The 20,696-nt window shown below is 73.6% G+C and carries 15 protein-coding genes; 7 read left to right on the plus strand and 8 right to left on the minus strand.

The window, feature by feature from the left end; translation table 11 throughout:
- Positions 1 to 7: 7 nt before the first annotated feature.
- The 3 genes from OG737_RS12550 to OG737_RS12560 form a co-directional block, all read right to left on the minus strand.
- Positions 8 to 1,606: a carboxyl transferase domain-containing protein gene (locus OG737_RS12550; protein WP_328926279.1), complete on the minus strand. Its 1,599-nt coding sequence runs from the start codon at positions 1,604 to 1,606 to the stop codon at positions 8 to 10.
- Complete coding sequence (locus tag OG737_RS12555) at positions 1,603 to 3,267, minus strand: acyclic terpene utilization AtuA family protein (protein ID WP_405922418.1); 1,665 nt, start codon at positions 3,265 to 3,267, stop codon at positions 1,603 to 1,605. The genes OG737_RS12550 and OG737_RS12555 overlap by 4 nt, the downstream gene beginning before the upstream one ends.
- 68 nt (positions 3,268 to 3,335) lie before the next feature.
- Complete coding sequence (locus tag OG737_RS12560; RefSeq protein WP_328926281.1) at positions 3,336 to 4,160, minus strand: TIGR03084 family metal-binding protein; 825 nt, start codon at positions 4,158 to 4,160, stop codon at positions 3,336 to 3,338.
- Between the two features lie 347 nt (positions 4,161 to 4,507).
- Here OG737_RS12560 and OG737_RS12565 point away from each other — a divergent pair, with 347 nt between their 5' ends.
- Positions 4,508 to 6,130 carry a CocE/NonD family hydrolase gene (locus tag OG737_RS12565; RefSeq protein ID WP_405921526.1) on the plus strand — a complete coding sequence of 541 codons (1,623 nt, stop codon included), beginning with the start codon at positions 4,508 to 4,510 and terminating at the stop codon, positions 6,128 to 6,130.
- Positions 6,131 to 6,230: 100 nt separating this feature from the next.
- On the opposite strand, the gene OG737_RS12570 is transcribed toward OG737_RS12565, so the two are convergent.
- Complete coding sequence (locus OG737_RS12570) at positions 6,231 to 6,380, minus strand: hypothetical protein (RefSeq protein ID WP_328926283.1); 150 nt, start codon at positions 6,378 to 6,380, stop codon at positions 6,231 to 6,233.
- Between OG737_RS12570 and OG737_RS12575 the strand changes: the two genes are divergently transcribed.
- Together OG737_RS12575 and cutA are read left to right on the plus strand one after the other, a co-directional pair.
- On the plus strand, positions 6,369 to 6,929 hold the full coding sequence (locus OG737_RS12575) for a helix-turn-helix transcriptional regulator (RefSeq protein WP_405921527.1): 561 nt from the start codon (positions 6,369 to 6,371) through the stop codon (positions 6,927 to 6,929). The two genes, OG737_RS12570 and OG737_RS12575, sit on opposite strands and share 12 nt — an antisense overlap.
- Complete coding sequence (cutA, locus tag OG737_RS12580) at positions 6,875 to 7,237, plus strand: divalent-cation tolerance protein CutA (RefSeq protein WP_328926285.1); 363 nt, start codon at positions 6,875 to 6,877, stop codon at positions 7,235 to 7,237. Before OG737_RS12575 ends, cutA begins: the two co-directional genes overlap by 55 nt.
- Before the next feature lie 22 nt (positions 7,238 to 7,259).
- On the opposite strand, the gene OG737_RS12585 is transcribed toward cutA, so the two are convergent.
- Genes OG737_RS12585 through OG737_RS12595 form a run of 3 tightly spaced genes read right to left on the minus strand, consistent with a single transcriptional unit; the run spans position 7,260 to position 11,405 of the window.
- Entirely contained in the window at positions 7,260 to 7,616 is a 357-nt protein-coding gene (locus OG737_RS12585; RefSeq protein ID WP_328926286.1) for a DUF1801 domain-containing protein, read from the minus strand.
- A complete protein-coding gene (locus OG737_RS12590; RefSeq protein ID WP_328926287.1) occupies positions 7,616 to 8,557 on the minus strand; it encodes an EamA family transporter in 942 nt (313 codons plus the stop codon). Before OG737_RS12590 ends, OG737_RS12585 begins: the two co-directional genes overlap by 1 nt.
- A 46-nt stretch (positions 8,558 to 8,603) precedes the next feature.
- The gene (locus OG737_RS12595; RefSeq protein WP_405921528.1) at positions 8,604 to 11,405 is read right to left on the minus strand and encodes an FAD-binding and (Fe-S)-binding domain-containing protein; all 2,802 of its coding nucleotides are present in this window, start codon (positions 11,403 to 11,405) and stop codon (positions 8,604 to 8,606) included.
- Positions 11,406 to 11,489: 84 nt separating this feature from the next.
- Here OG737_RS12595 and serC point away from each other — a divergent pair, with 84 nt between their 5' ends.
- From serC to OG737_RS12615, 4 genes are all read left to right on the plus strand, one after another.
- The gene (serC, locus tag OG737_RS12600) at positions 11,490 to 12,608 is read left to right on the plus strand and encodes a phosphoserine transaminase (RefSeq protein WP_328926288.1); all 1,119 of its coding nucleotides are present in this window, start codon (positions 11,490 to 11,492) and stop codon (positions 12,606 to 12,608) included.
- Between the two features lie 148 nt (positions 12,609 to 12,756).
- Positions 12,757 to 15,894 (plus strand): sacsin N-terminal ATP-binding-like domain-containing protein, encoded by a 3,138-nt coding sequence (locus OG737_RS12605; RefSeq protein ID WP_328926289.1) that lies wholly within the window; start codon positions 12,757 to 12,759, stop codon positions 15,892 to 15,894.
- Between the two features lie 96 nt (positions 15,895 to 15,990).
- Positions 15,991 to 16,395, plus strand: coding sequence for a hypothetical protein (locus tag OG737_RS12610; protein WP_328926290.1), 405 nt, complete (start codon positions 15,991 to 15,993; stop codon positions 16,393 to 16,395).
- Positions 16,388 to 18,184: a caspase domain-containing protein gene (locus OG737_RS12615; protein ID WP_405921529.1), complete on the plus strand. Its 1,797-nt coding sequence runs from the start codon at positions 16,388 to 16,390 to the stop codon at positions 18,182 to 18,184. Before OG737_RS12610 ends, OG737_RS12615 begins: the two co-directional genes overlap by 8 nt.
- On the opposite strand, the gene OG737_RS12620 is transcribed toward OG737_RS12615, so the two are convergent.
- Positions 18,147 to 20,600 carry an HAD-IC family P-type ATPase gene (locus tag OG737_RS12620; protein WP_405679661.1) on the minus strand — a complete coding sequence of 818 codons (2,454 nt, stop codon included), beginning with the start codon at positions 20,598 to 20,600 and terminating at the stop codon, positions 18,147 to 18,149. The two genes, OG737_RS12615 and OG737_RS12620, sit on opposite strands and share 38 nt — an antisense overlap.
- Between the last annotated feature and the right edge of the window lie 96 nt (positions 20,601 to 20,696).

Raw genomic sequence — 20,696 nt, forward strand, 5'->3', positions numbered from 1 at the left:
TGAGGGCTCACATCCGGAAGACGCCGAAGCCGCCGCGGGCGCCCTCGACGGGGGCGTTGTGGACGGCCGACAAGCACAGGCCGAGGACGGTGCGGGTGTCACGCGGGTCGATGACCCCGTCGTCGTACAGCCGTCCGGACAGGAACATCGGCAGGGACTCGGACTCGATCTGCGCCTCGACGAAGGCGCGCATCCCGGCGTCCGCCTCCTCGTCGTACGGCTGCCCCTTCGCGGCGGCGGACTGCCTCGACACGATGGACAGCACCCCCGCGAGCTGCTGCGGGCCCATGACGGCGGACTTGGCGCTGGGCCAGGCGAAGAGGAAGCGGGGCTCGTAGGCGCGCCCGCACATGCCGTAGTGGCCGGCGCCGTAGCTCGCGCCGATCAGGACGGAGAGGTGGGGGACGCGCGAGTTGGACACCGCGTTGATCATCATCGAGCCGTGCTTGATGATGCCGCCCTGCTCGTACTCCTTGCCGACCATGTAGCCGGTGGTGTTGTGGAGGAAGAGCAGGGGGATGTCGCGCTGGTTGGCGAGCTGGATGAACTGGGCGGCCTTCTGCGACTCGGCGCTGAACAGCACGCCCTGGGCGTTGGCGAGGATGCCGACCGGGTAGCCGTGGAGGGTGGCCCAGCCGGTGACGAGGCTGGTGCCGTAGAGGGGCTTGAACTCGTCGAAGTCGGAGGCGTCGACGATGCGGGCGATGACCTCACGGGGGTCGAAGGGCGTCTTGAGGTCGGGCGGGACGATCCCGAGGAGCTCCTCGGGGTCGTAGAGGGGCTCGTCGGCCTTCGGCGGGTCCGCGTGCGGCTTGCGGTGGTTCAGGCGGGCGACGACGCGGCGGGCCTGGCGGATCGCGTCGTGCTCGTCGAGGGCGTAGTAGTCGGCGAGGCCGGAGGTGCGGGCGTGCATGTCGGCGCCGCCCAGGGACTCGTCGTCGCTCTCCTCGCCGGTGGCCATCTTGACCAGTGGCGGGCCGCCGAGGAACACCTTGGAACGGTCCTTGATCATGATGGTGTGGTCGGACATGCCGGGGATGTACGCGCCTCCGGCGGTGGAGTTGCCGAAGACGACGGCGACGGTCGGGATCCCCTCGGCCGAGAGCCGGGTGAGGTCGCGGAAGATCGCGCCGCCCGGGATGAAGATCTCCTTCTGGGAGGGCAGGTCGGCGCCGCCGGACTCCACGAGGCTGATGCAGGGCAGGCGGTTCTGCCGGGCGATCTCGTTGGCCCGCAGGGCCTTCTTCAGGGTCCAGGGGTTGCTGGCGCCGCCGCGGACGGTGGGGTCGTTGGCGGTGACCAGGCATTCGACGCCCTCGACCGTGCCGATGCCGGTGACCATGGAGGCGCCGACGGGGTAGTCGCTGCCCCAGGCGGCGAGCGGGGACAGCTCCAGGAACGGGGTGTCCGGGTCGAGGAGCAGTTCGACGCGTTCGCGGGCCAGGAGCTTGCCGCGGGTCTTGTGGCGGGCGGTGTACTTCTCACCGCCGCCCGCGAGGGCCTTGGCGTGTTCGGCGTCGAGCGCGGCCAGGCGCTCCAGCGCGGCGGTACGGGCCTGCGCGTGCTCGGGGGCGTGGGGGTCGACGGTGGTGCCGAGGCGGGTCATGAGCCGGTCCCCTCCGGGGCGGGTGTGGGCAGCAGGTGGGACGGGATGTCGAGGTGGCGGGCGCGGAGCCATTCGCCGAGGGCCTTGGCCTGGGGGTCGAAGCGGTGGCCGGAGGCGACCCCGTCGCCGAGGAGGCCGGTGACGGTGAAGTTCAGGGCGCGCAGCCGGGGCAGCGCGTGGCGGGTGACGGGCAGGTCCCGGGCTTCGGGGAGCAGCTCCCGCAACAGCTCGACGGTGAGGGTGCGTTCGAGCCAGGCCCAGGCGGCGTCGGACTCGACCCACACCCCGACGTTGGCGTCACCGCCCTTGTCGCCGCTGCGGGCCCCGGCCACCGCGCCGAGGGGGGCGCGGGTGGTGGGCCCCTCGGGGCTCTCCCCCGCGCCGGCCCCTCCCGGAACCGTTGCTCCGCCCCCGGCCCCCCGCGCCTCATACGCCGGCGGGGCTGTTCGAGGCGCCGCCGGGACGGGTACGCGGGTGCCGTCCGGGAGGACAGCCGCGTGGGGGACGTCCGACGCCGGGACCAGGGCCGAGGTGAAGACCCCGTACGGCTGGGCCGGGCCGGGCGGGGCGGTGACGTGGAACCCCGGGTAGCTGGCCAGGGCGAGTTCGATCGCCGCCGAGGTCAGGCCGCGGCCCACGCGGTCCGGGGACGGGTCGCGGACCACCAGGCGCAGGAGGGCGCTGGCCGTCTCCTCCGTCGGGGCGTCCTCGTGGTCCGTGCGGGACAGGGTCCACGCGGCGTCGGCCACGCCCTCCAGGGCGTCGGAGAGCTGGGCGCGGACGAGCTGCGCCTTCGCCTCGACGTCCAGGCCGGTCAGGACGAAGACCACCTCGTTGCGCCAGCCGCCGATGCGGGTGACGCCCACCTTGAGGGAGGTCGGGGGAGCCTCGCCGCGCACACCCGTGACGCGGACGCGGTCGGTGTCCTCCTCGGTCAGCCGGACCGTGTCCAGGCGGGCCGTCACGTCCGGGCCGAGATAGCGGACGCCTTGGGTCTCGTAGAGGAGTTGGGCCGTGACCGTGCCGGTGGTGACGGCCCCGCCCGTGCCCGGGTGCTTGGTGATCACCGAGGAGCCGTCCTCGGAGATCTCCGCGAGGGGGAAGCCCGGGCGGCGGACGTCGTGCGCGGTGAAGAAGGAGTAGTTCCCGCCGGTGGCCTGGGTCCCGCACTCCAGGACGTGGCCCGCGACCACCGCGCCGGCCAGCCGGTCGTAGTCGTCCGGCGCCCAGTCGAACCACCAGGCCGCAGGGCCGCTGACCAGCGCCGCGTCCGTGACCCGGCCGGTCACGATCACGTCCGCGCCCGCCCGCAGGCAGGCGGTGATCCCGGCGCCGCCGAGGTAGGCGTTGGCGGTGAGCGCCCCTTCCTCGTACGGCATCAGGTCGTCGCCCTCGACGTGCGCGACGCGGACGGGCACCCCCGCCTCGGCCGCCAGCGCCCGTACGGCGTCGGCCAGTCCGGCCGGGTTCAGGCCGCCGGAGTTCGCGACGATCCGTACGCCGCGTTCGTGCGCGAGCCCGAGCCCCTCCTCCAGCTGCCGCAGGAAGGTCTTGGCGTAGCCGAGGTCCGGGTTCTTCAGGCGGTCGCGGCCGAGGATCAGCATGGTCAGCTCGGCCAGGTAGTCCCCGGTCACCACGTCCAGCTCGCCGCCGGTCAGCATCTCGCGCAGGGCGTCGAAGCGGTCCCCGTAGAAGCCGGACGCGTTGCCGACGCGCAGCGGACGGCGGGTCACCGCGAGGCTCCCGGCTCGCGGCCGGGGCCCGCCGGGCCCGCGAAGGCCTGGGCGATGCCGAGCCAGCGGTCCGCGTCGCCGCCGGTCGCCGACAGGGCCAGGTCGGCGCGGTGGGCCCGCTGGGTCACCAGGAGGCAGAAGTCGAGCGCCGGGCCCGTGATCCGCTGCGGGGCGTCCGGCGGGCCGTACGCCCACACGTCCGTGCCGTCGGGGGCCGTCAGCTCCACCCGGAACTCCTCGGCGGGCGCGTCCAGTCCGTGTACGGCGTAGGCGTAGTCGCGGGCCCGTACACCGATCCGGGCCACGTGCCGCAGCCGGGCGGTCGGGGTGCGGCGGACACCGAGCGCGTCGGCGACGTCCTGGCCGTGCGCCCAGGTCTCCATGAGCCGGGCGCTGGCCATGGAGGCGGCCTTCATCGGCGGCCCGTACCAGGGGAAGCGGGTGTCGGGCGAGGCCCCGGCGAGGGCTTCGCCGAGGGCGCCGCGCGTGGAGCGCCAGCGGGCGAGCAGCTCGGCGGGTGGCAGCCCCGCGCCCTCCTCCGCGCCTTCGTCGACGAACGAGTCGGGGGCCTTCAGGGCCTCCTCGGTCATGCGGCCGAAGCCGTCGGCGTCGGTGAGGGAGATCAGTGCGGCCCGGTCCGTCCAGTGCAGGTGGGCGATCTGGTGGGCGACGCTCCAGCCCGGCGCGGGGGTGGGCCGGGCCCAGTCGGACACCGGCAACTCCGCAACCAGGGCGTCCAGTTCAAGACCCTCCTCGCGCAGATCGGCGAAGACGGCGGCAGCGGCTGCGGCAGTGGCATCGACGGCGGACGGATCGGGCACGGTGTGCTCCCCTCTCGGCGTGAGGGGAAGACTGGCAGCCTCCGCGAAAACAATCAAGCATGCTTGCATGATTTGATCGGAGGGCGGCGCGTTCCCGCCACCCCCGCCAACCCGGCCCCGAGCAAAGGAAGTTGACGCCGACCACGAACGGGGCTGGTCTCGCGCCGCCGTCCCCGCCCGGTACGCAGGGGGCGATTCAGGCCGTAAGCCGGAAACTCGCGAAACGTCACCGGATGTCCCGTCGATACTGGACGTTCCGCTCCGGGCCCGGGCGAACACGCGACCACGATCGCGCTCGCAAGCACGTTCATGTCACTCGACGCAGACGACGAAGAGGATGAGCAGACGTGACCCAAGCCGCCCGAACCCCCTTCTCCCTCTATCCCGAACTCGACGCGACCTCCCTCGGCGCCTTCGTCACCGCCCTGGAGAGCGGCGACGTCACCGGCCTCGCCCCCGCCCGCGCCGCCGAGGTCGCCGAGCTCCGCTCCGTCGCCGTCTTCACCCGCGGCAAGGTGACCGGCGCCGACGGGGACCTGCTCGACGCCGCGCTCTGGCGCCACACCGGGATCCAGCCGCGCCCGCTGATCGTGATGCCCTCGCCCTGGACCAGCCTGGGCTGGCTCGTCTACGCCGTCCAGGCCACCGTCTTCGCGGCCCGCGGCTACAACGTCCTCGCCTACACCACCCGCGGCTTCGCCGCCTCCGAGGGCCAGGTGGAGGTGGCGGGCGCGCTCGACGTCGCCGACGGCAGCCGTGCCCTGGACCACCTCGTCGAGCGCAGTGCCGGGCCGGTGACGGGGATCGGCTTCCTCGGGGACTCGTACGGCTCGGGCATCAGCCAGCTGGTCGCCGCGCACGACACCCGGGTCGACGCGGTGGTCGCGCTCAGCAGCTGGGGCGATCTCGGGGAGGCGTTCTACGAGAACTCCACGCGCCACGTCGAGGCCGTACGGGCCCTGCTCAAGGCCGCCGAGAAGGCGCGGCTGAGCCCGCAGACGCAGAGCGTCTTCGACAACGTCCTCGCCGGCCGCGACGTCCCGGGCACCCTGGCCTGGGCGGAGCCGCGCTCGCCCTTCACGCACATCAAGGAGCTCAACCGGCGCGAGGTGCCGGTCTTCTACGCGCACGCCTGGCACGAGACGCTCTTCCCGCCCAACCAGACCCTGAAGATGTTCAACGAGCTGACCGGCCCCAAGCGCCTGGTCCTGTCCATCGGCGACCATTCCGGGCCCGAGTCGTCCGGCATGTTCGGCCTGCCCAACCGGATCTGGACGGACGCCCACCGCTGGTTCGACCACCACCTCAAGGGCGTCGACAACGGCATCGCCGACGAGGGCCAGGTGCTCAGCGAGGTGATGTGGAGCAAGACCCTCGAACCTCGCCCGACCTGGCCCTCCCTCACCGAGCACATACACCGGCTGCACCTGGCGGGCGGCGGGGAACTGGCGGAGGAGCCGGAGGCCGGCTGGACGGCGACCGTGGTGTGCGGGGTGGACACCACGGCGACCGTCGCCGACGCGGTCGTCACGGCCGGATACGCGGAGATGGCCGGCCGGCCGAAGGTCTACCCGACGGACGACATCGACCGCTCCGTCGCCGCGGTGTGGGCATCGGCCCCGGCCGCGGAGACCACCCGGCTGCGCGGCACACCAAAGCTGCGCGTGACGTACCGGGCGGCCAACCCCGGGTCCACCTTCGTCGCCTACCTCCTCGACGTGGCGCCCGACGGCTCGGCCCACATCGTCACGCACGCCCCGTACTCCGACCTCGAATCCGCGCCCGACAGCCTGATCAGAGCGGAGATCGAGCTCCAGGCCACGGCGTACGACGTCCAGCGCGGCAACCGGCTGATGCTGGTGATCGACGCCCGCGACCCCTTCTACGGCGACGCCAACCTGCCGCGCGCGACGCTGGCGTTCACCTCACCGGAGCAGACGCCCTCGTACCTGGACCTGCCCCTCGGATAGGGCGGCGCCCCACCCCGGCGCCCCACCCCGGCGCCGGCCCCGCCGGCCGGTCCCCTGGCCGGCGGGGCCCCTGGCCGGCGGGCCCTTCACCGGCCCGGCCTCAGGGTCGCCGGGTGAGGTCCATCGTCCAGTTGTGCAGCCAGCTGTCGCCCCCGTCGGCCGAGAAGAACTGTTCCCAGCGCGGGGAGCCGGAGCTGGTCCGCGACCACACGAACCGCACCCGCACCGCCTTCCCGTCGTGTGTGTCCACGCCCTCGAAGACTCCCCGGCCACCCTCGAACCGGCCCACGACGGGCGGGAAGAGCGTCCCGGTGGCGGGCCCGGACACCCCGCGGACCTACCGATCCTGTCGGTCCGGGAGACGCCGGACGTCGCGGACCTCCCGGAGGGCTTCGACCTGGCGTCGCACTGGCGGCGGACCCAGGCCGACTTCCACGCGCGGCTCCACCCGGAGGAGGCGTTGGTCCGCCTCTCCGCGCGCGGCGCGGCGCGGCTGACCGGTGCGCAGGCCCGCGCCCTGACGGCCACCGGGGAGCCGGATCCGGAGCTGCCGGGGTGGACCCGGGCGGTCCTCCCGATCGAGTCGGCGGACCACGCGGAGGCCCAGTTCCTGGCCCTGGCCACGGAGGCGGAGGTCCTCTCCCCACCCGCACTCCGCACCCGCGTCGGAGCCACCCTTGCGGCGATGGCGGCCCGCTACGCCGACGGGCCTAGGGTCGGGGACACCGACGCAGGAGGGGCACCGTGGCGAACGAGACCGAGACCGACAGCGCGGCCGGGACCGGGACCGCGATCGTGATCGCGCAGACGACCGTCGACGACGAGCTCAAGGCGAGGGAACTGGCGCGGCGCGCCGTGGAACTGCGGCTGGCGGCCTGCGCGCACATCGACCCGCCCGTCACCGCCGTCTACCGGTGGAAGGGGAGCGTGGAGAGCGCCACGGAGTGGCGCGTCTCCTACAGGACGACGCGAGAGCGGCTGCCCGCCCTCGCCGAGTGGGTCGGGGCGGAACACGCCTATGACGTGCCGGAGTGGATCGTGCTCCCCGTCACCACCGGCTCCGCCGCGTACCTCGCGTGGGTCGCCGCGGAGACCGCCCCCGAGTAGGCGGCCGCTCCGGTACCGGGCGTCAGCAGACCTTGCCCGGCGCGGCCCCGGCCGTCGCCCGCAGGAGGTCGCGCAGGAGGCCGAAGTCGATGCCGTCCGTGCGGCGGAAGCGGAGGCAGCTCTTGCCCATGTCGTGGGCGGCCAGCCGGTCCGCGAAAGCGTCGCGGATGTCCGTACGCATCAGGTAGAAGGAGACGTACTGCTTCTGGTTCGCCCAGGCGATCTCCGCGGCCTCCTCGCCGGGCCGCACGTACGCGGGCATGCCGTACGCGATGACCTCCGCGAAGCCCGGCAGTTCCGCCAGGCACAGCTCCCGCAGCCTGGTCAGGGCCGGGCGGCGGGCCTCCGGGACACCGGCCAGGTACGTGGCGGCGTCCATCAGGCTGCCTGCTTCCGGGTCTGCGAGCGGACCGCGCCCATGCTGGCCGCGATCACCAGCGCGATGGCCACCGCGTCCAGGGCGGACATGGCCTGGTTCAGCACGAGGAAGCCCGCGGTGGCCGCGATGGCCGGCTCCAGGCTCATCAGGATCGCGAAGGTCGGCGCCGGGAGCCGCCGCAGGGCCAGGAGTTCCAGGGTGTACGGGAGCACGGAGGACAGCACGGCCACGCCGGCACCCAGCGCGAGGGTGCTCGGGACCAGCAGGTCGGAGCCGGCTTCGACGATGCCCAGCGGCAGCGAGAGCACCGCGGCCACCGCCATCGCCAGGGCCAGGCCGTCGGCCTGCGGGAAGCGGCGGCCCGTACGCGCGCTGAACACGATGTACGCCGCCCACATCGCGCCCGCCCCGAGCGCGAAGGCCGCGCCCAGCGGGTCGAGGCCGCCGAAGCCGCCCCCGCCGTGGCTGGACAGCAGCACGACACCGGCCAGGGCCAGGCCCGCCCACAGCAAGTTCACCAGGCGCCGGGAGACGACGACCGAGAGGGCGAGCGGCCCCAGCACCTCGAGCGTGACGGCCGGGCCGAGCGGGATGCGGTCGATGGCCTGGTAGAAGAGGCCGTTCATGCCCGCCATGGCCACTCCGAAGGCGACCACCGTGCCCCAGTCGGCCCGGACGTAGCCGCGGACCTTGGGGCGGCACAGGAGCAGCAGCACGACCGCGGCGGCCGCGAGGCGCAGGGTGACCACGCCCGCCGCCCCGACCCTCGGCATGACCATGACCGCGAGGGCGGCGCCGAACTGCACCGAGACCCCCGCCGAGATCACCAGCGCGACGGGCCCGAAGCGGGCCGGGGCGCGGCCCGCGGGGGGCACGGCGAGGGGGGCTGTCGCCGGGGCGGGCACGGTCGTGGTCGTGGAGGGGGAGGACGGTGCGGTCATTCGTCCAGACTACGGGCCCGTAAGGAGTGATCCCGCGCCCGTTGCCTTACAGCCCCTCCGCCGCCGGGTCTTCTGCCAGCCCTTCCGCCAGGAGTTCCGCCAGGTGGCGGGCCCGGACCCCGCCCAGTTGGGCGATCTGGGTACGGCAGGAGAACCCGTCGGCCTGGACGACCGCGTCCCGCGGGGCCGCGCGCAAGGACGGCAGGAGCTGCTCCTCGGCGCACGCCACCGACACCTCGTGGTGGCCGGGCTCGAAGCCGAAGTTCCCGGCCAGGCCGCAGCAGCCGCCGCTGAGCTCGCCCACCAGGCCGGCGCGCTCGCGCAGCCGCCGGTCGGCGGCGTCGCCGAGCACCGCGTGCTGGTGGCAGTGGGTCTGGCCGGCCACCGCCCGGTCCAGGTGCGGCGGCCGCCAGGCCGGGGCGTACTCCTCCAGCGTCTCGGCGAAGGTGCGGACGGCCGCCGCGAGGCGTGCCGCGCGGGGGTCGTCGGGGAGGAGCGCGGGGAGGTCCGTGCGCAGGGCCGCGGCGCAGCTGGGTTCCAGGACCAGCACGGGTGTGGGTACGTCGCCCACGGCGTCCAGGGTGCGGTGGAGGACCTTGCGGGCGCGGTCCAGGCGGCCGGTGGAGAGGTAGGTCAGGCCGCAGCACAGCCTGCCGCCGCGGGGGACGGACACCTCCAGGCCGGCGGCCCGCAGGACCCGTGCCGCCGCGCGGCCGGCCTCGGGAGCCAGGTACTCCGTGAACGTGTCGGGCCAGAGGGTGACGGCGGGGGCGGCCGTGGGTGCGGCGCCCTGCGGGCGGCTTCCGGGCTCGGCCCGGACCCGCGCCGCGGCGCCGGTCCGCCACCAGCGCGTGAACGGCTCGGCCGCCAGGGCCGGCAGCGCCCGTTCCCGTGCCACGCCCGGCACCGGAAGCAGCCGACCCGCCGCGTTCACGACGCCCGCCATCCGCAGCGCGGCGATCAGGCGGAGCCACCGGGGCAGGCCGCCCAGCGTGTAGTGGGCGAGTGGACGGACGCGGCCCGCCCAGTGGTGGTGCAGGAACTGCGACTTGTACGAGGCCATGTCCACGCCCACCGGGCAGTCGCTGAGGCACCCCTTGCAGCCCAGGCACAGGTCCAGCGCCTCGGCGACCTCCGCCGACCGCCAGCCGTCCCGCACGACCTCCCCGGCCAGCATCTCGTGCAGCAGCCGGGCCCGGCCCCGCGTGGAGTGCCGCTCCTCCCCCGTGGCCCGGTACGACGGGCACATCACCCCCGGCCCGCCGACGTCCGAGGAACGGCACTTCGCGACGCCGACGCACCGGGCGACCTCACTCGCGAAGGAGGTCCCCGGCAGCACGGCGAAGCGGAGGTTCTCGTCCAGGCGGCCCGGCCGGACCAGCATCCCCGGGTTCATCCCGCCCGCCGGGTCCCACACGTCCTTGTACGCGCCGAAGAGCCGGACCACGTCGTGGCCGTACATCCTCGGCAGCAGCTCCGCCCGCGCCTGCCCGTCCCCGTGCTCCCCCGACAGCGAGCCCCCGTGGGCGACGACCAGATCCGCCATGTCGGACGAGAAGGCCCGGAAGCGGGCCACGCCGTCCGCCGACGCCAGGTCGAAGTCGATCCGTACGTGGACGCAGCCCTCGCCGAAGTGTCCGTACGGCGATCCGCGCAGCCCGTGCGCCGCCAGCAGGGCGCGGAACTCCCGCAGGTACGCCCCCAGCCGGGTCGGCGGCACCGCGCAGTCCTCCCACCCCGGCCAGGCCATCTCCCCTCCCGGCAGCCGCGTCGCCGTGCCCGCCGCGTCCTCCCGGATCCGCCACAGGGCCCGTTGCCCCGCCGGATCCGTGACCACCACCGCGTCGAGCGCGTCAGCGCCCCGTACGAGCTCCCGCGCGCCGCCCTCGTCGGCCATCTCCACGAACAGCCACGCCCCGCCCCGCGGCAGTCCGCCCACGCCCCTGACCAGGTCTTCCGCCATGCCCTCCACGGTCAGCGGGCGGTACGGGAGCAACCCCGCCGCCGCGTCCGCCGCCGCGCTCTCGTCCGCGTACCCGAGCACCGCGAGCACCGGCGCGCGCGGCGCCTCCACCAGGCGCACCACGGCCTCGGTCACCACCCCGAGCGTGCCCTCGCTCCCGCAGAAGGCCCGGGCCACTTCCGCTCCCCGCTCGGGCAGCAGGGCGTCCAGCCCGCCGTAGCCGGAGATCCGCCGCGAGAAGCCGCCCGAGCCGCCGCCGACCGGGCCGCCGCCGCCCATCCCCGTGCGCAGGAGGGCCAGATTCCCGTCGACCAGCTCCCGCAGCCCCGCCGGAGCCCCCGCCCAGCCGGTCCCGATCCGGTACGGGGAGCCCCCGTACGCCGTCACCGCCAGCTCGGCCACGTTGTCGGCGGTGGTCCCCCAGGCGACCGAGTGGGCGCCACACGCGTTGTTGCCGATCATGCCGCCGAGGGTGCAGCGGGAGTGCGTGGAGGGGTCCGGCCCGAAGGTCAGCCCGTACGGGCGCACCGCGTCCCGCAGCCGGTCGAGCACCAGCCCGGGCTGGACCACGGCGGTACGCGCGGCCGGGTCGACCGACACCAGGGCGTTCATGTGCCGGGTGAGGTCGAGTACCACCCCGGTCCCCGTCGCCTGTCCGGCGATGGAGGTCCCGCCGCCGCGCGGGACGACCGGGACCCCGGCGTCGGCGCACACGCGCAGGGCGGCCGCCACGTCCTCGGCGTCGCGCGGGGCCACCACGCCCACCGGGACGCGCCGGTAGTTGGAGGCGTCCATGGTCACCAGCGCCCGCGCCGCGGCCCCGAAGTCCACCTCGCCGCGCAGCTCCGCCCGCAATGTCCGTTCGAGTTCCCCGGGTGACGTCACGTCCCCCAGCCTCCCACCGTCGGTTGCGTCTCATCGGGTGGACGCGGCTCCAAGGCGTGGACCTGGACCCGATACGCTCCGCTCGTGGCCGAGATCCAGATTCCCGCTGACATCAAGCCCGCCGACGGACGCTTCGGCGCGGGCCCCTCCAAGGTGCGGACCGAGGCGCTGGACGCCCTCGCCGCCACCGGTACCTCCCTGCTCGGAACCTCTCACCGCCAGGCCCCGGTCAAGAACCTGGTCGGCTCGGTGCGCCAGGGGCTCCGGGACCTCTTCTCCCTCCCCGAGGGCTACGAGGTGATCCTGGGCAACGGCGGCTCCACCGCCTTCTGGGACATCGCGACCGCCGGTCTGATCGAGCAGAAGTCCCAGCACCTCACCTTCGGCGAGTTCTCCTCGAAGTTCGCCACGGCCGCGAAGCTCGCGCCGTGGCTGGACGCGCCCTCCGTGATCTCCTCGGAGCCGGGTACGCACCCGGAGCCGGTCGCCGAGGCGGGCGTGGACGTGTACGCGTACACGCACAACGAGACCTCGACGGGTGTCGCGGCGCCGATCAAGCGCGTCGCGGGCGCCGACGCCGGGTCCCTCGTCCTGGTGGACGCGACTTCGGGCGCCGGCGGCCTGCCGGTGGACATCACCGAGACCGACGTCTACTACTTCGCCCCGCAGAAGTCCTTCGCCTCGGAGGGCGGCCTGTGGCTGGCCGCGTTCTCCCCGGCCGCCCTGGAGCGCGCGCAGCGCGTGCACGACTCCGGTCGGCACATCCCGGAGTTCTTCTCGCTGCCGACGGCGATCGACAACTCGCTGAAGAACCAGACGTACAACACCCCGGCGCTGTCGACCCTCTTCCTGCTGAACGAGCAGCTGGAATGGATGAACGGCCAGGGCGGTCTGGAGTTCACGACCGGCCGTACGGCGGCCAGCGCGCGCAACCTCTACGGCTGGGCCGAGGCGTCGAAGTACGCGACCCCGTTCGTCGTGGACGCCGACAAGCGCTCCGCCGTCATCGGCACGATCGACTTCTCGGACGACATCGACGCGGCGGCCGTGGCCAAGGTGCTGCGCGCCAACGGGATCGTGGACACGGAGCCGTACCGCAAGCTCGGCCGCAACCAGCTCCGCATCGCGATGTTCCCGGCGATCGACCCGGCGGACGTGCAGGCGCTGACCACCTGCATCGACTACGTGATCGAGAAGCTCTAGCAGTCCCCCTCAAAGCCCCCGGTGACCTCTCGTCACCGGGGGCTCCGTCGTACCGGCGTGGTGACGTCCGCCCACCTCACCGGGAGGAAGCGGCCCCGCACGCGCTACCTTCAGGAGTTCGGGTACGGCGATTCTTGGAGGCAGCGGCGTGAGCGTGCGAGTGACGGCGGCCCAGAGCGGTGTGGACCCCTTCGGCACGGCCCGGCTGCGGCGCGGGGTGCTCGACTCCTGGGGCGCGGGCCCGGCCCGGTTCCGCGAGGACGCCAACGCCGAGGAGGACCTGGCCCTCGGCGGCTACCGCGACCGGCTCGTCGTCGAGCTGGCGCAGAACGCCGCGGACGCCGCGGCCCGTGCCGGGGTACCGGGCCGGATGCGGCTCACCCTGCACCCCGGCGAGGGCGGGCACGCGGTGCTGGCCGTCGCCAACACCGGCGCCCCGCTGGACGCCACGGGCGTGGAGTCCCTGAGTACCCTGCGCGCCTCCGCCAAGCGGGAATCCGGGGCCGGCTCGGGCGACACCGTCGGCCGCTTCGGCGTCGGTTTCGCCGCCGTCCTCGCCGTTTCCGACGAACCCGCGGTGCTCGGCCGCCACGGCGGCGTCCGCTGGTCCCTGGCCGAGGCCCGCGAGCTGGCCCGCGATGCCGCCGTCGGCAGCCCCGGCCTCGGCGACGAGCTGCGCCGCCGCGACGGCCACGTCCCCCTGCTGCGGCTCCCGCTGCCCGCCGAGGGCACCGCGCCCCAGGGCTACGACACCGTGGTGGTCCTCCCGCTGCGCGACGCCGCCGCCGAGGACCTGGTGGAGCGGCTCCTCGCCGCCGTCGACGACGCCCTGCTGCTCACCCTGCCGGGGCTGCGCGAGGTCGTCATCGAGACACCGTCGGACGGCGGGGCCGGCGGCATCCGCACCCTGTACCGGCGCGACGAGGGCCCGTACACCGTCATCGAGGACTCCCGGTCGGGGACGAACCGCTGGCGCACCGTCCGCCACGGCGGCCCCATCGAGCGGGCCCTGCTCGCCGACCGGCCCGTGGAGGAGCGGCTGCGGCCCGCCTGGGCGGTGTCCTGGGCGGTGCCCGTCGACACCGACGGCGCCCCGCTGTACCCGGCCACCGCGCCCGTGGTCCACGCCCCGACCCCGACCGACGAGCCGCTGGGCATCCCGGCCCTGCTCATCGCGACCCTGCCGCTGGACACCTCCCGCCGGCATCCCGCGCCGGGGCCGCTGACCGACTTCCTCGTGGAGCGCGCCGCCGACGCGTACGCCGAACTCCTCGGCGCCTGGGACCCGGTGGCCACCGCCCTCGTGGACCTGGTGCCCGGCCCGCTCGGCAAGGGCGAGCTGGACGGGGCCCTGCGCGCGGCCATCCTCCGGCGGCTGCCCCGTACGGCCTTCCTCGCCCCCGCCGCGCCGCCCGAGCACGCGGAGGAGCGCAGCGCCCTGCGCCCGTTCGAGGCCGAGGTCGTGGAGGGCGCGGGCGCCGATACCGTACGGGTCCTCGCCGAGGTCCTGCCGACCCTGCTCCCGGCCGGTCTGGAGCGCCGCCCCGAGCTGCGCACCCTGGGCGTGGGCCGGCTCCCGCTGGGCGACGCCATCGAGCGGATCGCGGGCATCGAGCGGACCCCCGACTGGTGGCACCGGCTCTACGACAGCCTCGCCGGCGTCGACCCCGACCGGCTGTCCGGGCTTCCCGTGCCGCTGGCCGACAGCCGTACGACGATCGGGCCGCGCCACGTCCTGCTCCCGTACGCGGACACCCCCGCGGACCTGGCCCGGCTGGGGCTGAAGGTGGCCCACCCGGACGCGGCGCACCCGCTGCTGGAGAAGCTCGGGGCCCTGCCCGCGACGCCGCGCGCGGTGCTCACGACCCCGCAGGTCCGGGCCGCCGTCGCCGGATCGATGGACGCGGGCGAGATCTGGGACGAGGACGCGCTGGACCCGGAGGAACTGGCCGACGTCGTCCTGGGCCTGGTCCGCGACGCCGATCTGAGCCCGGGCGACGAGCCCTGGCTGGGGGCGCTGGCCCTCCCGGACGAGGACGGGGAGCTGACCCCGGCGGGCGAACTGCTGCTGCCCGGATCGCCGCTCGCCTCGGTCATCCGCGAGGACGAGATCCCGTACGTGGACGCCGAACTGGCCTCCCGGTGGGACGCCGACACCCTCACCGCCTGCGGGGTGCTGGCCGCCTTCCAGCTGGTGCGCGCCACCGACGTGGTCCTGGACCCGGACGAACTGGAGCCGCGCGACGGGGACTTCGCCGAGCCCGACGACGCGGGCCTGCTCGACGCGGTGGACGTCTGGTGCGAGGACGTCCTGGACCAGCTGCCGGACACCCCGGTGCCGCCGGTGGCGACCGAGCTCGTCGCCGTGCGCGACCTCGACCTGGTCGACGACGACTGCTGGCCCCAGGCCCTGGCCATGCTGGCGCAGCCGCCGCTGCGCGACGCCCTGACCCAGCCCGTGCGCATCCTCCTCCCGGACGGCACCACGCAGTCCGTGCGCCCGTACACCGCGTGGTGGCTGCGCGACCACCCGGTGCTCGACGGGCGCCGCCCGGCGGGCCTGCGCGCGGCGGGCGGCGATCCGCTGCTGGAGGGCCTCTACACCCCGGCGGACGCGACCGGCTTCGAGGACGAGCAGGTGCTGCGGGCCCTGGGCGTACGGACCACCGTGGCGGCCCTGCTGGACGAGCCGGGCGGCGCGGCCGAGCTCCTGGGCCGCCTCGCCGACCCGGACCGCGAGGTGACGGGCCGCCAGCTGCACGGCCTGTACGCCGCGCTGGCGGACCTGGACCCCGAGCAGGTCACCCTGCCGGACGAGCTGCGTGCGGTGGTGGACGGCGAGGTCCGCGTGGTGGACGCGGCGGACGCGGTCATCGCCGACGCCCCGGACCTGCTCCCGCTGACGGTGGGGCTGCCCCTCCTCCCGGTCGCCCCGTCCCGGGCGGCCGACCTGGCGGACCTCCTCCAGGTCCGGCGGCTGTCGGAGACCGTTCCGGCCGAGGTGACCACGCCGGGCGAGGAGCACGAGGTCCCCGAGCCGGTCCGCATCCTGCTGGGCCCCTCGACCCCGTACACCTACGTCGAGCACGAGGAACTGATCGCGGGGGGCACCGAGCTGGACTGGCGCCGCACCCCGGACGGCACCCTTCACGCCTCCACCCTGGAGGGCGTCGCGGCGGGCCTGGCCTGGTCGGCGGGCCAGTGGCCCCGCCGCTTCGAGGTGGCGGCCCTCCTGGAGGACCCGTCCCGCACCGCGGAACTGGCGCGCGACCGCTGGTTCGACTGACGCCCGACCGACTGGGCCCCCTCCCCGAAACGATGCAAAATGGAAGGGAGGGGGCAGTCCGGCAGCATGTACGACAACGCTGCGGAGCGATGACCCATGGCCGAACAGTTGCGTATCGAGGTCCAGCGGTCCGACGAAGACATCGAATCGCTGATGCGGGAAGTGGACACCCTCCGCCGGGACCTGCTGGAACTGGACGTCGACAACGTCGAGCGCGCCGAGGCGGGCCCCGTACCGCCCGGCAGCCGGGCGGGCACCCTGGAGCTGGCGAACGAACTGCTGGTCACGCTGCCCGCGGCCATTTCCCTGCTGAAGGAAGTCGTATCCGTCGTCGGCGCCTGGCGAAGCCGTGCCTCCAGCCCTTCGGGCGTCACCCTGAAGATCGGCGACCACCACCTGAGCCTGACCGGCGTGAACGACGCCGAGCAGCGCAGACTGATCGATGCGTGGCTGCGAGCCGCCTCTGCCGGCAACGGCGCTCCGGAGGTGGAGGGTGGCTGAGTCGCGCAGGAAGGCACTCGTCGTCGTCACCAGCAGCTACGGCGACGGCAAGCTCACCGCGCTGCGGGCACCGCCGCAGGACGCCGTGGCCCTCGCCGAGGTCCTGGGCGACCCCGCCGTCGGCGGTTTCGACGTGGAGACGCTCTCGGACCCGAGCTGCCAGGAACTCCGCGAGGAGGTCGAGGACTTCTTCGCCGACCGCTCATCGGACCACACCCTGTTGCTCCACTTCTCCTGCCACGGGGTGAAGGACGCCGCCGGCACCCTCTTCCTCGCGACCACTGACACCCGCTGCGTCCGGCTCTCTTCGACGGCCGTACCGGCGGAATACGTGAGCAGCCTGATGCTGGCCAGCCAGGCGCGGCGCGCCGTCGTCATCCTCGACTGCTGCTACGCCGGGGCGTTCGAACGGGGGCTGCTCACGCGGGCCGATCCGGATCCGCACGTGGGCGAGAGCTTCCAGAACCTCCACCAGATCAGCGATACGAGCCAGCGCGGGCGGGCGGTGCTGGCCGCGTGCGGCGCGGTCGAGACCGCGATCGAGGGCAACGACGACGAGGTCGCGGAACGGCTGCAGCCGTCCTTCTTCACCCGCTCGGTGGTGAAGGGGCTGCGCAGCGGCAACGCCGATCTGGACGGCAACGGCGAGATCGGTGTGTCCGAGCTTCACCAATACGTGTGCGACGAGCTGCGCGAACTGACGCCCCACCAGACTCCTCGCCTGTGGGTCTTCGGCGCCCATGGCCGCGACCTCCCCATCGCCCGAGCCCCGGCACGGCGAACCGGGCCCACGCCGCTCCCGGAGAAGGTGGCCGCCCGGGTCCATTCAGCCGACCCCGAGAAACGGCATTGGGTCATCGATGACCTCGAATCCATCCTGCAGGGCGACGAGATCGGGCTGGCCCTGACGGCCGTGACGACACTGGACGAGCTGCTCCGGGACGACAGCCGCCGCGTGGCGACCAGAGCCGAGTCGGCCAGGCACTCGGCACGGCCCCGGATCGCCCCGGAGGCGCTGGATCTCGGAGCAGTGCCCCTGGACTCGCCCGGACCAGCGGCCGTGATCACCGTGGAAGGTCCGCCCGTGGCGCACTCCCGGCTGGAAGCGACGACAGATGCCTCATGGCTGGAGGCGGAGCCCATGCCCGACGGGCGCGAGGTCAAGGTGAAGGCGGCCGGGCTTCCCGGGCCGGGACATCACCAGGGCACGGTGACGGTCCGCACCGCCACGGGAGAAGCAGCGGTCCAAGTCGTGGTCGAGGCCAAGACCCGGGTGGGCAAGGGCAGAACCCCGTCGGACAGGACTCCCCCGGTGTGGAACCGGCAGCGTCCCCGCCGTGAAGCCTCCGGAGCCGTGCCTTACTGGCCCTTCTCATGGGCGGCGGCGCTCTTGGTGGCGGCCCTCGTGACCCTTCTGACGTCCGGCGCGGACATGGGCTTCTACCTCTGGGGCGCCTTCTTCCAAGGGGCTTCGGGCCTGCTGGTCTGGCCGGGGCTGATGCTGAGCATGGTCGCGAACACGGTGCTGGCCGTATGGGCACGACGCGGCGCCGCAGTTCTTCGACGTCGCCCGGCGATCTGGAGCTACGCGAGTCTGACGGCTCTGAACGTTCTGGGAACGGTCCTGGCTTCCTCTGCGTACTTCGCCATCAACTACGGATTCGAAATCGACTTCGCGAAGACCGTCGTGGCTGTGCTCCTCCTCGCCTGCGCCTGCGTCGCCGAGCTCCTCGGATGCGTCGTCCTCGCCGTCACGCAGGGAACCTCCGGTTCACCCAGCGGAACGTGAACTCGATCAGGGTCGCGGCGCCCGCGGCGACGGCCACCGCGATCCACGGCATCGTCACGCCCTCCAGCTTGAGCTGGAAGAAGTCCTGGAGCCACGGCACGACCAGCACGATCAGGAAGGCGCCGCCCATCGCGCCGACCAGTCCGACGCGCCACCACGTGTACGGGCGGGCGATGATCGCCAGGACCCACATCGAGGTCAGGAACAGGGTGAGGGTCGCCGCGCTGGTCTCGGCCTTGAGGGTGTCGGGCCCGGTGTAGTAGTGGCGGGCGATCAGGTACGTCACGAAGGTGGCGGTCCCCGCGATCGCCCCGCCCGGGATCGCGTACCGCATGACGCGTTTCACGAAGTGCGGCCGCGCCCGCTCCTTGTTCGGGGCCAGGGCCAGGAAGAAGGCGGGGATGCCGATGGTGAGCGTGGACAGCAGCGTCAGGTGGCGGGGCAGGAACGGGTACTCGACCTGCGAGCAGACCACCAGGATGGCCAGCAGCACCGAGTAGACCGTCTTCGTGAGGAAGAGGGTGGCCACGCGGGTGATGTTCCCGATGACCCGGCGGCCTTCGGCGACCACCGAGGGGAGGGTGGAGAAGCTGTTGTTGAGGAGGACGATCTGGGCGACGGCGCGGGTGGCCTCGGAGCCGGAGCCCATGGACACGCCGATGTCGGCGTCCTTGAGGGCGAGCACGTCGTTGACGCCGTCGCCGGTCATCGCGACCGTGTGGCCCTTGGACTGGAGCGCGCCGACCATGTCCCGCTTCTGCTGCGGGGTGACCCGCCCGAAGACGGAGTTCTCGTCGAGGACCTTGACCATGTCGGCCCGTTCGGCGGGGAGCCCCCGGGCGTCGACGGTGTTCTCCGCGCCCGGCAGGCCGAGCTTGCCCGCGACCGCGCCGACGGAGACGGCGTTGTCGCCGGAAATGACCTTGGCCTTGACGTCCTGGTCGTCGAAGTAGCGCAGCGTGTCGGCGGCCTCGGGGCGCAGCCGCTGCTCCAGGACGACCAGGGCGGTCGGCCGGACGCCGGTGGCGACGGCCGGGTCGTCCAGTTCGCGGGCGGAACGGGCCAGCAGGAGGAGCCGCAGGCCCTGCTCGTTGAGGCCGCTGATCTCGTCGAGGGCCGGGTCCCCGGCGGGGAGGAGCACGTCGGGGGCGCCGAGCAGCCAGGTGTTGTTCTCGCCGTCGCCCTCGCTGAAGCTGGCGCCGCTGTACTTGCGGGCGGAGGAGAACGGCAGCGACTCGGTGCAGCGCCACTCCGCGCTGTCGGGGTAGGCGTCGATGATCGCCTGGAGGCTGGCGTTGGGACGGGGGTCGGACTCGCCGAGGGCGCCGAGCACCTTCTTGACGTACGCCGGGTCCGTGCCGCCGAGCGCGCGGAGCTCGGTGACGTCCATGCCGCCCTCGGTGAGGGTGCCGGTCTTGTCGAGGCAGACCACGTCGACGCGGGCCAGGCCTTCGATCGCGGGCAGCTCCTGGACCAGGCACTGCTTGCGGCCGAGCCGGATGACGCCGACCGCGAAGGCCACGGAGGTGAGGAGGACGAGCCCCTCGGGGATCATCGGGACGATGCCGCCGACGGTGCGGGCGATGGCGTCGTTGAGGTTGTTCTCCTTGACGACGAGCTGGCTGATGATGAGGCCGATGGACGTCGGGATCATCATCCAGGTGACGTACTTGAGGATGGTGGAGATGCCGGAGCGCAGCTCGGAGTGGACGAGCGTGAAGCGGGAGGCCTCTTCGGCCAGCTGGGCGGCGTAGGCCTCGCGGCCGACCTTGGTGGCGGTGAAGGCGCCGCCGCCGGCGACGACGAAGGAGCCGGACATGACCTGGTCGCCGGGCTTCTTCAGGACGGGGTCGGCCTCGCCGGTGAGCAGGGACTCGTCGATCTCCAGGCCGTCGGCCTCGCCGACGGATCCGTCGACGACGACCTTGTCGCCGGGGCCGAGTTCGATGACGTCGCCGAGGACGATCTCAGAGGTGGAGATCTCGGCGGTCCGGCCGTCGCGGCGGACGCTCGGTTTGGCCTCGCCGATGACGGCGAGACCGTCGAGGGTCTTCTTGGCGCGCAGTTCCTGGATGATGCCGATGCCGGTGTTCGCGACGATCACGAAGCCGAAGAGGCTGTCCTGGATCGGGGCGACGATGAGCATGATCACCCAGAGCACGCCGATGATCGCGTTGAACCGGGTGAAGACGTTGCCGCGGACGATGTCGATGGTGGCGCGGCTGCTGCGGACGGGGACGTCGTTGACCTCACCGCGCGCGACGCGCTCGGCGACCTCGGTGGTGGTCAGCCCGGCGGGCTTGAACCTCGGCGCGGGTGGCCGCATGGGGTGGACCGGGTCGAGCTCGGCCCCCGCGTCGATGGCGGGGCCGGCCCGGTCCGGCCCGTTCTGATCGATCTTCGCCCGCTGCGTCATGCTTTCGACGGTAAGCGGGGTTCCGGGGCTTCACCCGCCGAGGAGCCGGAAGATCCGACCTCAGGACGACCCGAATCGTCCTCCGGTAGCGCGCCG

It is taken from the genome of Streptomyces sp. NBC_00122, from assembly GCF_045160845.1.
Taxonomy (GTDB): Bacteria; Actinomycetota; Actinomycetes; order Streptomycetales; family Streptomycetaceae; genus Streptomyces.

What these genes read in the sequence shown, in the direction of transcription:
- OG737_RS12550 (WP_328926279.1), bottom strand. Translation starts at nt 1,606, where the DNA reads ATGACCCGCCTCGGCACCACCGTCGACCCCCACGCCCCCGAGCACGCG.
- OG737_RS12555 (WP_405922418.1), bottom strand. Translation starts at nt 3,267, where the DNA reads ATGCTGACCGGCGGCGAGCTGGACGTGGTGACCGGGGACTACCTGGCC.
- OG737_RS12585 (WP_328926286.1), bottom strand. Translation starts at nt 7,616, where the DNA reads ATGGACGCCGCCACGTACCTGGCCGGTGTCCCGGAGGCCCGCCGCCCG.
- OG737_RS12590 (WP_328926287.1), bottom strand. Translation starts at nt 8,557, where the DNA reads ATGACCGCACCGTCCTCCCCCTCCACGACCACGACCGTGCCCGCCCCG.
- OG737_RS12610 (WP_328926290.1), top strand. Translation starts at nt 15,991, where the DNA reads ATGGCCGAACAGTTGCGTATCGAGGTCCAGCGGTCCGACGAAGACATC.
- OG737_RS12620 (WP_405679661.1), bottom strand. Translation starts at nt 20,600, where the DNA reads ATGACGCAGCGGGCGAAGATCGATCAGAACGGGCCGGACCGGGCCGGC.